10 protein-coding genes are annotated in these 12146 nt (G+C 72.1%); 8 read left to right on the forward strand and 2 right to left on the reverse strand.

What is annotated here, in order from left to right:
• The first annotated feature begins 26 nt into the window (after nt 1–26).
• The 4 genes from IO39_RS05495 to IO39_RS05510 all read left to right on the forward strand — a co-directional run bounded on the left by IO39_RS05495 (nt 27) and on the right by IO39_RS05510 (nt 6980).
• Nucleotides 27–629, forward strand: coding sequence for a TetR/AcrR family transcriptional regulator (locus IO39_RS05495; protein WP_043617012.1), 603 nt, complete (start codon nt 27–29; stop codon nt 627–629).
• Nucleotides 630–823: 194 nt separating this feature from the next.
• Nucleotides 824–4321, forward strand: a complete 3498-nt coding sequence (locus tag IO39_RS05500) for a S8 family serine peptidase (RefSeq protein WP_043617014.1) — start codon at nt 824–826, stop codon at nt 4319–4321.
• Between the two features lie 125 nt (nt 4322–4446).
• A complete protein-coding gene (locus IO39_RS05505) occupies nt 4447–6057 on the forward strand; it encodes a CocE/NonD family hydrolase (RefSeq protein ID WP_052422475.1) in 1611 nt (536 codons plus the stop codon).
• Nucleotides 6039–6980 carry a helix-turn-helix transcriptional regulator gene (locus tag IO39_RS05510; RefSeq protein WP_043617016.1) on the forward strand — a complete coding sequence of 314 codons (942 nt, stop codon included), beginning with the start codon at nt 6039–6041 and terminating at the stop codon, nt 6978–6980. Before IO39_RS05505 ends, IO39_RS05510 begins: the two co-directional genes overlap by 19 nt.
• On the opposite strand, the gene IO39_RS05515 is transcribed toward IO39_RS05510, so the two are convergent.
• Nucleotides 6971–7861 carry an SDR family oxidoreductase gene (locus IO39_RS05515; RefSeq protein ID WP_052422516.1) on the reverse strand — a complete coding sequence of 297 codons (891 nt, stop codon included), beginning with the start codon at nt 7859–7861 and terminating at the stop codon, nt 6971–6973. The genes IO39_RS05510 and IO39_RS05515 overlap by 10 nt on opposite strands.
• A 78-nt stretch (nt 7862–7939) precedes the next feature.
• Here IO39_RS05515 and IO39_RS05520 point away from each other — a divergent pair, with 78 nt between their 5' ends.
• The 3 genes from IO39_RS05520 to mctP all read left to right on the forward strand — a co-directional run bounded on the left by IO39_RS05520 (nt 7940) and on the right by mctP (nt 10617).
• Nucleotides 7940–8503 carry a VOC family protein gene (locus tag IO39_RS05520; protein ID WP_043617022.1) on the forward strand — a complete coding sequence of 188 codons (564 nt, stop codon included), beginning with the start codon at nt 7940–7942 and terminating at the stop codon, nt 8501–8503.
• Between the two features lie 300 nt (nt 8504–8803).
• Nucleotides 8804–9013, forward strand: a complete 210-nt coding sequence (locus IO39_RS05525) for a DUF3311 domain-containing protein (protein ID WP_043617024.1) — start codon at nt 8804–8806, stop codon at nt 9011–9013.
• Nucleotides 9010–10617, forward strand: coding sequence for a monocarboxylate uptake permease MctP (gene mctP / locus IO39_RS05530; RefSeq protein WP_043617027.1), 1608 nt, complete (start codon nt 9010–9012; stop codon nt 10615–10617). The genes IO39_RS05525 and mctP overlap by 4 nt, the downstream gene beginning before the upstream one ends.
• 210 nt (nt 10618–10827) lie before the next feature.
• Here the strand turns inward: mctP and IO39_RS05535 are convergent, their stop codons facing one another.
• Complete coding sequence (locus IO39_RS05535; RefSeq protein ID WP_245641821.1) at nt 10828–11262, reverse strand: DUF6285 domain-containing protein; 435 nt, start codon at nt 11260–11262, stop codon at nt 10828–10830.
• Nucleotides 11263–11357: 95 nt separating this feature from the next.
• Here IO39_RS05535 and IO39_RS05540 point away from each other — a divergent pair, with 95 nt between their 5' ends.
• Nucleotides 11358–12140, forward strand: coding sequence for a CPBP family intramembrane glutamic endopeptidase (locus IO39_RS05540; protein WP_052422477.1), 783 nt, complete (start codon nt 11358–11360; stop codon nt 12138–12140).
• The last annotated feature ends 6 nt before the right edge of the window (nt 12141–12146 follow it).

Consider the following 12146-nt stretch of genomic DNA (forward strand, 5'->3'; position numbering starts at 1 on the left):
GTACGAGACGAGAGGGAGCGGAGGACATGACCGGCGCCACCCGACCGGCGCGGGCGGCGCGCCCGCCGGGCCGCCCGCGCAGCCAGGAGGCCGACCTGGCCATCCTGACCGCCGCGCTCGACCTGCTGATCGAGCAGGGCGCGGCGCAGACCAGCATCGAGCAGGTGGCCCGGCGGGCGGGGGTGACGCGGGCGACGGTCTACCGCAGGTTCGCCGACAAGACGGCGCTGCTGGTGCGCACGCTGGAGTGGGCCAACCACGACCACGACCCGGCCTTCACCGGGTGGCGCGACCTGGAGCACATGTTCGGCGACTGGGCGGCGCATCTGGCGGTGCCGCGCAACCGCCGCCTGCTGCGCCGCCTCTACGGCAGCGTGGACGACTATCCCGAGCTGATGGCGGCCTACCGGCAGGTCAACGGGGGCCGCCGGGCGGCGGTGGTGCGCGAGATGCTGGTCCGCACGCGCGATCTGGGGCTGCTGCCGGGCGACCTCGACGTGGACGTGGTGCAGGAGCTGCTGAGCGCGGCGGTGATCGGCCTGGCCGCTCTCCATCCCGACGACGAGGACCCGGAGCGCGTCAAGGCGCACTTCCTGGCGATCATGAAACAGGTCGGCTACCGCCCGTGACAGGGAATGGCGACGGCATTCCGCAGCATTCCCCTCCGCGCTCTGACATTTCAGCTGACCAGATTACATTTCCGCCTACATTGCTGTGCGCAAAGTAACGTTTCACGGCGCCTCTTGCTTTCCGAACACGATCTCTTCACCCTTCTCGACAGAGGCGTAAAGATCACCTCTCCCCGTGTCGTGAAGGAGAGCCCGTGCCCCACACCCTCCGCCTGCGTGCGGTCCTGATCGGGATCGCGACCGCCGCAGGACTGTTATTCCCGCAGGCTCCGGCGGCGCAGGCCGCGCCGGAGCCCGGCAAGATCGACGCGGCCGTGCAGGCCCAGCTCACGCAGGACGACAAGGCCACCTTCTGGGTACGCATGAAGGGCGCCGCCGACCTGAGCGGCGCCCGCCGGGCCCTGACCAAGGAGGCCAAGGCCGAGCAGGTCTACGAGGCCAAGTCGAGACAGGCCGAGTCCTCCCAGGAGGGGCTGCGCAAGCTGCTCGACTCCCGCAAGGCCGACTACGACTCCTACTGGATCGTCAACGCGGTCCGGGTGACCGCCGACGAGAAGCTCGCCGCCGAGATCGCCGAGCTGCCCGAGGTCGAGCGCATCGACCCGGTGCGCACCGTCTCGCTGCCCAAGCCCGTGAACGGCAAGGCGGAGGCGCGGGTCAACGCCGTCGAGTGGAACGTCGACCGGGTCGGCGCCCCGCGCGTGTGGAGCGAGCTGGGCAACCGCGGCGAGGGCATCGTGATCGCCAACATCGACTCCGGGGTCCAGTTCGACCATCCCGAGCTGGCCGCCAGCTACCGGGGCAGGAACGCGGACGGCTCCTACACCCACGACTACAACTGGTTCGACCCCACGGGCCTGTGCCCGGCGGGCACGCCGTGCGACAACAACGACCACGGCACGCACGTCATGGGCACGATGGTCGGCGCGACCGGCATCGGCGTGGCGCCGGGCGCCAAGTGGATCGCGGCCAAGGGCTGCGAGGTCAACACCTGCACCGACAACTCGCTGCTGGCGGCCGGCCAGTGGATGGTGCGGCCCACCGACCGCAACGGCCAGAACCCGCGCTCGGACCTGGCGCCGGACATCGTGAACAACTCCTGGGGCGGCGACGGCTTCGACGCGTTCTACAAGGACGTGGTGGCCGCCTGGACCGCGGCGGGCATCTTCCCCGCCTTCTCCAACGGCAACGAGGGCCCGGCCTGCCGCACCAGCGGCTCCCCCGGCCAGTACGTCGACACCTACAGCGCGGGCGCGTTCGACGTCAACAACGCCCTGTACGCCCGCTCCAGCAAGGGCGAGGGCGAGAACGGCGAGATCAAGCCGAACATCGCCGCCCCCGGCGTCAACGTGCGCTCCTCGATCCCGGGCAACGGCTACGACTCCTTCACCGGCACCTCGATGGCCTCGCCGCACGTGGCGGCCACGGTGGCGCTGATCTGGTCGGGCTCGCCCGGCCTGCAGGGCAAGGTGGCGGCCACCCGGCCGCTGCTGGACGGCAGCGCCGTGGACGTGGCCGACACCAGTTGCGGCGGCACCGCGGCCGACAACAACGTCTGGGGCGAGGGCCGGCTCGACAGCTACGCCGCCGTGACGGCCGCCCCCGACGACGGCCTGGGCGACCTGTCCGGCACGGTCACCGCGGGCGGCGAGCCGGTGCCCGGCGTGACGGTGACGGTCAGCGGCCCGCTGAGCCGTACCGTGACGACCGGGGCCGACGGCCGGTACTCCATCCCGCGCCTGCTGGCCGGCGCGTACGAGCTGAGCGCGGCGAAGTTCGGCTACGGCCGGGCCACCGCGGCCGTCACGATCACCGCCGGCCAGGCGGCGACCGCGGACGTGCCGATGACGGTGCTGCCCTCGGCCCGGGTGACCGGCACGGTCACCACGGCGGGCACGCCGGAGCAGGGCGCGACGGTGTCGGCCGCGGGCACCCCGGCGAGCGCGGTGACCGACGCGTCCGGCCGGTACGCGCTGACGCTGCCGCACGGCTCGTACGAGCTGCGCGTCACCCCCGGCTCGCGCTGCTCCAGCGGCGCGACGGCGCCGATCACCGTGGCCGGCGACCTGGTCAAGGACGTCGAGCTGCCGCTGCGCGGCGACAACTTCGGCTACACCTGCCGGGCCGGCGCGCAGGACTTCCCGGCGGGCGCCGAGAAGCTGACGCTGACGGGCGACGACGAGGCGCAGCAGGTGACGCTGCCGTTCGCGGTGCCGTTCTACGGCACCGGGTACGACAAGGCGTGGATCACCACGAACGGGTTCGTCTCGTTCGCCGCCGAGCGCAACGTCTCGCGCGGCAACGGCACCCTGCCGGCGGCGGCCACGCCGAACAACGCCGTCTACCCCTTCTGGGACGACCTCATCGTGGACGCCCAGGGCGGCGTCTACACCGGAGTGACGGGCACCGCGCCGCACCGGACGTACGTGGTGGAATGGCGCAACGTCACCTTCTACCAGGACACCGGCAACCGGCTCTCGTTCGCGGCGCTGCTGGGCGAGGACGGCTCGGTGGCCTTCCGCTACAAGGACGTCGAGAGCGAGCGCGACCGGGGCTCCAGCGCCACGATCGGCCTGGAGAACGCGGCCGGCGACGACGCGCTGCTGTACTCCCGGGACGAGGCGGCCCTGGTGAACGGGCAGGGCCTGGCGTTCACGGCCAGCCGGCACGGCCTGGTCGACGGCGTGGTCACCGACGCCAACGACGGCGACCCGATCGCCGGCGCGACGGTGAAGGTGGGCGACGTGGCCACGTTCACGACCGGCGCGGACGGCAGGTTCTACGGGCAGGTGCTGGCCGGGGACTACGACGTGGTGGTGTCCAAGGAGCACTACGGCACCTTCACCCAGCCGGTCACGGTGGCCGCGGCGGCGGTGACGCGGATCGACACGGCGCTGGTCACGGGCCGGGTGAGCGCGTCGGTCGCGGAGCTGACCGTGGTGATGCCCGCGGACTCGCGCCGGACGCGGTCGCTGGAGCTGACGAACCTGGGCGCGGCGACGCCGTACACGGCGACCGGTGACGCGTGGTTCACGGTGTCGCCGGCGGCGGGCGAGCTGGCCAAGGGGCAGAAGGTGAGCCTCGGCCTGACGGTGTCCAGCGCCGGGGTGGCGCCCGGCACGTTCCGCGAGGGCAAGCTGCTGGTCAAGTCGGCCAGCGGCCGGCAGCCCACCATCGAGGTCAAGGTGACGGTCGTGGTGCCCAAGCTCCAGGTGGCCATCGACGCGGGCGCGAGCAGGAGCTTCGTGGACGCCGCCGGTGACACCTGGACGCCGGACAAGAAGTACGCGCCGGGCGGTCACGGCTACCTGACCAGTCAGAACCGTACGCAGAGCACGTCCAGGACCATCGCGGGGACCTCCGACCAGGCCCTGTACCGGACGGCCAGGGAGTCGATGCTGGAGTACCGGTTCGACAACGTGCCGAACGGGACGTACACCGTCGAGCTGGACTTCGCCGAGCTGCGGAACATGCGCATGGGCCAGCGCGTGTTCGACGTGCTGGTCGAGGGGCAGCTGGCGATCCCGGCGCTGGACCTGGCGCTGGAGTCGGGCACGTACACGGCCGTGGCCAGGCAGTACACGGTCAAGGTGACCGACGGGCAGCTCAACGTGCGCTTCGCGACCCGCCAGGGCGCGACGATCGTCAACGGGCTGCGGATCACCGAGCGCCCGGACCGGACGGCTCCGTAACCTCGTCGCGGCCCGCCCCGCGCCGGGGGCGGGCCGCGATCCCCCGGCATGAGCGCCGGCCGTGACCTTCGCGGCCGGCGACCCCGGGTACCGCACGCGCGGGCGCTTATGTTACTGGTAAGTACATGAGACGCGTGCGGCTCCAGCGCGATCTGCCCGTGCCGATGCCCGACGGCGTGACGCTGCTGGCCGACCACTACGCCCCGGCCGGCGCCGGGCCTGCCCCCGTCATCCTGGTGCGCTCCCCCTACGGCCGGCGCGGCCTGTTCGGCTGGTACTACGGCCGCGGCTTCGCCCGGCAGGGCTTCCACGTCGTGCTCCAGAGCTGCCGGGGCGGCTTCGGCTCCGGCGGCCTGCTCGACCCGCTCGGCGACGAGCACGAGGACGGCCTGGCGACCGTGGCCTGGCTGCGCGAGCAGCCCTGGTACGGTGGCTCCTTCGCGATGTTCGGCCCCTCCTACCTGGGCTACACGCAGTGGGCCATCGCCCCCTACGCCGGATCGGAGCTCAAGGCCATGGCCACCCAGATCACCGCCTCCCAGTTCAGGGACGCGGCGTACGTGGGCGGCGCGTTCGCGCTGGAGTCGGCGCTGAGCTGGACCACGCTCACCGACACGATGTCGCGCCGCTTCGGCGGCGCCGCCGTGCTGACCGCGCCCCGGCAGACCCGCAGGGCCGTCCTGTCCGGCCGGCCGGTGGCGGAGCTGGACCTGGCCTCGGCCGGGCGGCCGCTGCGCTTCTACCGGGACCTGCTCGCCCACCACGCCGACCCGGCCGTCCCCTACTGGCGCAAGCGCGACTTCTCCGCCGAGGTGGGCCGGGTGGAGGCCGCGGTGACCATGCTGGGCGGCTGGTACGACGTCTTCCTGCCCTGGCAGCTCAAGGACTACGGGGCGTTGCGGGCCGCGGGGCGGCGGCCGTACCTGACCATCGGCCCCTGGTGGCACATCGACAGCCGGCACGGCCGGCCCACGATGGCCGAGGCGTCGGCCTGGTTCCGCGCGCACCTGCTCGGCGACCGCTCCGCGCTGCGCCCCGACCCGGTGCGCCTCTACGTGACGGGCGCCGGGGAGTGGCGCGACTACCCCGACTGGCCGGTGCCGGGCATGCGGGAGCAGCGCTGGCACCTGCAGCACGGCTTCGGGCTTGGCGTGGAGGGGCCGCTGGAGTCCGGGCCCGACCGCTTCCGCTACCACCCCGCGCACCCCACGCCGGCGCTCGGCGGCCCGGTGCTGCTGGGCGACTCCAGGCCGCGCGACCAGCGGCGGCTGGAGCAGCGCCGCGACGTGCTGGTCTACAGCTCGGCCGCGCTGGAGTCGGACGTGGAGATGATCGGGCCGGTGCGCGCGGAGCTGTTCGTGCGCTCCAGCACGCCGTCGGTGGACGTGGTGGTGCGGGTGTGCGACGTGTGGCCGGACGGGCGCTCCATGAACGTGTGCGAGGGGGTGCGCCGCCTGCGCCCGCTCGACGGCTCGCCCGGCGGGTCCGCCGGCGGGTCTGCCGGCGGGGTGCGCCGGGTGGACGTGGACCTGTGGCCGATGGGGCACCGGTTCGGGCGCGGGCACCGGATCAGGGTGCACGTGGCGGCGGGAGCGTACCCGACGATCGCCCGCAACCACGGCACCGGCGACCTGCTCGGCGCGTCCGGCGCGATGGTGCCCGCCGACGTCGAGATCTTCCACTCCCCCGACCGGCCCTCCGCCGTGGTGCTGCCGCTGTGCGCGCCGCGCGGCTGATGTCGCTGGTCCTGCTGCTGCAGAGCCGGGGCGGGATGACGGCGGCCGAACTGGCCAGGGAGCTGGAGGTCTCCGAGCGCACGGTGCACCGCGACGTGCTGGCGCTGTCGGAGGCGGGCGTGCCGGTCTACGCCGACCGGGGGCGGGGCGGCGGGTACCGCCTGCTGGACGGCTACCGCACCCGGCTGACGGGGCTGGACCGGGCCGAGGCCGAGGCGCTGTTCCTGTCGGGGGTGCCGGCCGCGCTGCGCGAGATGGGGCTGCAGGACGTGGCGGCCGCGGCCCGGCTGAAGGCCGCCGCCTCGTTGTCCCCCGCGCTGCGGGACGCGCCGGTGACGGCCGCGCAGCGCTTCCACCTGGACGCGCCCGGCTGGTTCGCCGGCGACGACCCGCCGCCGGCCGCGCTGGCGCCGCTGGCCGGGGCCGTGTGGCGGGACCGGCGGATCTCGGCCGTCTACAAGGACAACCCGCGGGTGCTGGAGCCGTACGGGCTGGTGCTGAAGGCGGGGGTCTGGTACCTGGCCGCGCGCCACCGGCTGCGCTTCCTCATCTTCCGGGTGCACCGGTTCGGCGAGATCACCGTGCTGGAGGAGCGGTTCGAGCGGGAGCCGGGCTTCGACCTGGCGGCGTTCTGGGCCGAGCAGGCGGCGCGGTTCGCCCGGTCGCTGCTGCGGGAGGTGGTCACGCTGCGGCTCAGCGAGCGGGGGCTGCGGATGTTGCGGCACGTCGCCGACCCGGCCGCGCTGGAGGACGCGCTGGCCTCGCTGCGGCCCGACGGGACCGTGCGGCTGGCGGTGGAGTCGGTGCCGGTGGCGTTCTCGCAGGTGCTGCGGTTCGGGCCGGAGGCGGAGGTGCTGGACCCGCCGGAACTGCGGGCGATGGTCGCCGACGCCGCCGCCCGCATGGCCCGGATCTACCGATAGGCCTCCCAGCCGCCCTCGCCGCCCTTCTCCCGCACCTCGGTGATGTAGCTCCACACGCGTGGGCGGCTGCCGTCCACGTCGGTCACGCCGTACGCCCGGGCCAGCTCCTCGCTCGTGACCGACCGGCCGGACCAGCGCTGCCGGTCCGGGTCGAGGGCCAGGGCCGCCACGCCCCTGCCCAGGTAGGCCGGGGTCTCGGAGACCATCCAGGTGGGATCGGCCTTGGCCGCGCGCCAGTCGTCCTCGGTGACGCCGAAGTTGTCCAGCATGGCCTCCGAGCGCAGGAAGCCCGGCGTCACGGCCAGCCCGGTGCCCCCGTACGGGCGCAGCTCGGTGGACCAGGCGAAGCCCAGCCGGTTGACCGACAGCTTGGCCAGGTCGTAGTAGACGTTCTCCCGGTAGCGGCTCTGGTTGAACTCCCAGGTGCCGTCGGTGACCTCGACCACCAGGCCGCCCTCGTGCTCGATGAGCAGCGGCAGCAGGTGCCGGGCGCTGATGAGGTGGGTGTCGACGGCCAGCCGCAGCAGCCGCAGCCCCTTGTCCAGGTCGTGTTTCCAGACCGGCGTGTTCCACGACCACAGGTGGTCGCCGCCCCACACGTCGTTGACCAGCACGTCGAGGCGGCCGTGCGCGGCGCGTACGCGCCCGGCCAGGGCCGCGACCTGGTCCGGCTCCAGGAAGTCGACGCGCACCGGGATGCCGGTGCCGCCGGCCGCGGTGACCAGCTCGGCCGTCTCCTCGATGGTCTCCGGCCGGTTCATCTCCGAGCGCCCCTCCCGGGTGCTGCGGCCGGTGCAGTAGACGGTGGCGCCGGTCGCGCCCAGCGCCACCGCGATGCCCCGTCCCGTTCCGCGGGTCGCGCCCGCCACCAATGCGATCATGCGCCCCATCGTGGCCGGAAAAGCCGACACCTTATGTCATGTTTTTCGCGGGAACGCTGTGATAAGCACGGAGTTACCATGAACAGCGAATTCGAGCTCCGCGGGGTCAACCACGTCGCGCTGGTCTGCTCGGACATGAAGCGGACCGTGGACTTCTACTCCGGCGTGCTGGGCATGCCGCTGATCAAGACCATCGAGCTGCCCATGGGCTGGGGGCAGCACTTCTTCTTCGACTGCGGGGGCGGCAACGCGCTGGCGTTCTTCTGGTTCCCCGACGCGCCCGACGGCGTGCCGGGGGTGTCGGCGCCGAAGAACCTCCCCGACCGGGGCGAGTTGCTGTCGGCCGTCGGCTCGATGAACCACATCGCCTTCGACGTGCCGCCGGAGCGCATCGAGGAGTACCGCGACCGGCTGGTCGCCAAGGGGATCGACGTGGGCGTGCTGCTCAACCACGACGACAGCGAGTTCGGGGTGGCGCCGGAGCTGCACGACGGCGTCTTCGTCAGGTCGATCTACTTCAAGGACCCCGACGGCATCCTGGTGGAGTTCGCGGCCTGGACGCGCGAGGTGGGGCGGCCGGGCGACGTGAGGCATGAGCCGCGCACCGCCGCCGACCGCACCGCCGCCGACCGCACCGGCTGACGTCAGGGTGGTGACCGTTCGCTGACGTCAGGGTGGTGACCGTTCGGCGCGGGTAACCGACCATTCGCCGATCGGCGTTCCCGTTCGCCGCGGGCCTGTCGTTAGGGTTTCGACCGGCCCCCGTTTCGCGCTGCCCCGCCATGGCTCGTCTCACATCGCGAGATTTCATCTCGACATTTAGGCCAAACCGTAACATCCCGGACATTGGGTTTAATACCTCCGTAAAGCTACTCTCCCTCCACTGACAATCTGTCAAGGACCGGCCACGAACCGGCCCCTGATCCGTTCATCGGAGGGACGATGACCACCGGGGAACCCGGGCAGCCACGCACCGACCGCAGCCCCTGGAACTGGCTGCTGGTGGTGCCGATCGTGCTGCCGCTGCTGACGTTCCTGTTCAACGCCGACGAGCCGCGCCTGCTGGGCTTCCCGCTCTTCTACTGGCTGCAGATGGCCTTCATCGTGGTCGGCATCATCTGCACCACCATCGTCTACAGGATGACGAAGTGAGCGCTCACACGACCGAGCTGGTCGTCTTCGTCCTGCTGTTCCTGCTCGTCAGCGGCATGGGCTTCGTGGCCTCGCGCTGGCGGCGGCCCAATGACCTGGCCAGCCTCAACGAGTGGGGCCTGGGCGGGCGCAGCTTCGGCTCCTGGATCACCTGGTTCCTGATCGGCGGCGACCTCTACACCGCCTACACCTTCGTGGCGGTGCCCGCGCTGGTGTTCAGCTCCGGGGCGCTCGGCTTCTACGCCCTGCCGTACACCGTGGTGGTCTACCCGCTGGTGTTCCTGGTGCTGGCGCGCATGTGGTCGGTCTCGCACGTGCACGGGTTCGTCACGCCGGCGGACTTCGTCCGGGCCCGGTTCGGCTCGCCGACGCTGGCGCTGGCCATCGCGGTCACCGGGCTCGTCGCGACGATGCCCTACATCGCGCTGCAGCTCGTCGGCATCGAGGCCGTGCTCAAGGCCATGGGCATCACCGGGCACCTGCCGATCGTCATCGCGTTCGCGATCCTGGCCGCCTACACCTACCAGTCCGGCCTGCGCGCCCCCGCGCTGATCGCGTTCGTCAAGGACTCGCTCATCTACATCGTGATCCTCGCCGCGGTCATCTACATCCCGGCCCGGCTCGGCGGCTGGGACTCGATCTTCGACGCCGCCAAGGCCAAGTTCGACGCCTCCCCGGCGCCGGGCGACGGGCTGCTGCTCAACGCCAACAACCAGCTCCAGTACATCACGCTGGCCCTCGGCTCGGCGCTGGCGCTGTTCCTGTACCCGCACAGCCTCACCGGCGTGCTGGCCTCCAAGAACCGCAACGTCATCAAGCGCAACATGTCGGCGCTGCCCGCCTACACCCTCGTGCTGGGCCTGATCGCGCTGCTCGGCTTCATGGCCATCGCGGCCGGCACCAAGCCGGTGGTGACGGACGGCAAGGCCGACGCCAACACGATCGTGCCGGTGCTGTTCGACCAGATGTTCCCCGACTGGTTCACCGGCGTGGCGTACGCGGCCGTGGGCATCGGCGCGCTCGTCCCGGCCGCCATCATGTCGATCGCGGCGGCGAACCTGTTCACCCGCAACATCTACCGCGAGTACCTCAACAAGAACGCCACCGACGCCCAGGAGGCCAACGTCTCCAAGGTGGTGTCGCTGGTGGTCAAGGTGGGCGCGGTGCTGTGCATCCTGCTGCTCGACCCGCAGTTCTCGATCGACCTGCAGCTCATCGGCGGCGTGATCATCCTGCAGACGCTGCCGTCGGTGGGGCTGGGCCTCTACACGCGCTGGTTCCACAAGGGCGGCCTGATCGCCGGGTGGGCGGCCGGCATGGCGGCCGGCATGTGGATGTTGTACCTCATCCCGAACGCGGCCACCGGCAAGGCGCACTTCGGCGGCTCGGCGTTCCCGCTGGCGAACCTGGGCTTCGACACCAAGATGACGATCTACGCCGGGTTCCTGGCGCTGGCCGTCAACCTGGTGGTCGCGGTGCTGGCCACGCTGATCTTCCGGGCGGCCAAGCTGGCCGACGGGGAGGACGCGACGGCGCGGGACGACTACTTCGCCGACGAGGGCGACCCGAAGGTCAAGGACCTGGACCTGACCGGCTCCCACTGATCTCCGCGCCGCCCGGGACCCTCCCTCCCCGGGCGGCGCGTCCCTTCCGGGCGATCCGCTTCCGGGTCGCCCCTTCCGGGGGTCCGTTTCCGGGTGGCCATTTGCGAGTGGCCGTTTCCGGGTGGCCCCTTCCGGGGGTCCGTTTCCGGGTGGCCGTTTGCGAGTGGCCGTTTCCGGGTGGGCTCGGTCGGGTGGGCCAGTCGGGTGGGCTCAGTCGGGTGTGAGGTAGGCGGGGTTGGACACCTCCAGCTTCGCGCGTACCGCCTGTTCGAGGGCGGTGAGCAGGGCCGCGTCATCCGTGACGCGGCCCTGTCTGATGGCGGCGGCCAGCTCGGCGTCGTCCGCGACGCCCAGCTCGGCCAGGCGGGCGGCGTGCCGCTCGGCCTGCTCCGGGCCGAGCCGGATCTCCCGCTCGACCATGCCGAGCACGTTGACGGCCACCCGGGTGTGGTAGCGGGCCCGGCCTTCGACGGCCGGGAGCACGTCGGTCTGGAGGAAGTCGCGGACGGCGGCCACGAGCTGCGCGGCGCTGGGGACGTCATGCGGAGCACTCGGGACGTCATGCGGAGCACTGGCGACGTCGTGCGGGGCGCGGGGGACGTCGTGCGGGGCGCCGGGGACACCGTGCGGGGCGGAACGGCTCACAGCATCCTCTCTAGCAGAGCGGAGGCCGTCCCCCAAGGCCGGCCGGGATATACCCCTTTATCGGCGTCCGATCATGTACGGGCTAGTCTGCGGCCATGCACACTCAGTCCCCGCTCGCGAACGCCCCCGTGCTGGCGCCCAGGCTCATCCGGGCCGAGATCTTCGTGGTGATGTCGGTCTCGCTCGGCGCCAGCGCCCTGGTGGCGTTCGTCCGGCTGATCGGGGCGCTGACCGCGCCGCGGGAGCTCAAGGGCCAGCAGGCCGTGCTCGTCGGGTCGATGGCGCCCGGCCGGCCCTGGCTGGACCTGGCGTTGCAGCTCGTCCAGATCGCGGTCGCGGTGGCGCCGGTGGGGCTGGTGGCGTACCTGCTGGTGCGTTCGGGCGAGTCGCTGCGCACGATCGGCGCGGACTTCCGCCGGCCCGGGAGCGATCTGGCGCGCGGGGCGCTGCTCGCGGCGGCGATCGGCGGCTCCGGGCTGGCGTTCTACCTGGCGGTGTGGGCGTCCGGGATCAACCTGACCGTCGTGCCGGGGGCGCTGCCCGAGGTGTGGTGGCAGGTGCCGGTGCTGGTGCTGGCGGCGGCGCAGAACGGGGTGCTGGAGGAGGTGCTGGTCGCCGGGTACCTGCTGCACCGGCTCGGCCAGGCCGGATGGGGGCCGTGGAAGGCGCTGGCGGTCTCGTCGCTGCTGCGCGGGTCGTACCACCTGTATCAGGGGTTCGGCGGATTCGTCGGGAACGTGGTGATGGGAGTGGTGTTCGGGTGGTGCTACCAGCGGTGGGGGCGGACCATGCCGCTGGTGGTGGCGCACACGCTGATCGACGTCGTCGCCTTCGTCGGGTACGCCTTCCTGCACGGCAAGGTGAGCTGGCTGCCCTGAGCACGC

The sequence above is a fragment of the Nonomuraea candida genome, assembly GCF_000725485.1.
Lineage (GTDB): Bacteria > Actinomycetota > Actinomycetes > Streptosporangiales > Streptosporangiaceae > Nonomuraea > Nonomuraea candida.

Coding starts and splice junctions, on each gene's coding strand:
- IO39_RS05495 (WP_043617012.1), top strand. CDS start 27: ATGACCGGCGCCACCCGACCGGCGCGGGCGGCGCGCCCGCCGGGCCGC.
- IO39_RS05505 (WP_052422475.1), top strand. CDS start 4,447: ATGAGACGCGTGCGGCTCCAGCGCGATCTGCCCGTGCCGATGCCCGAC.
- IO39_RS05515 (WP_052422516.1), bottom strand. CDS start 7,861: ATGATCGCATTGGTGGCGGGCGCGACCCGCGGAACGGGACGGGGCATC.
- IO39_RS05525 (WP_043617024.1), top strand. CDS start 8,804: ATGACCACCGGGGAACCCGGGCAGCCACGCACCGACCGCAGCCCCTGG.
- IO39_RS05520 (WP_043617022.1), top strand. CDS start 7,940: ATGAACAGCGAATTCGAGCTCCGCGGGGTCAACCACGTCGCGCTGGTC.
- IO39_RS05540 (WP_052422477.1), top strand. CDS start 11,358: ATGCACACTCAGTCCCCGCTCGCGAACGCCCCCGTGCTGGCGCCCAGG.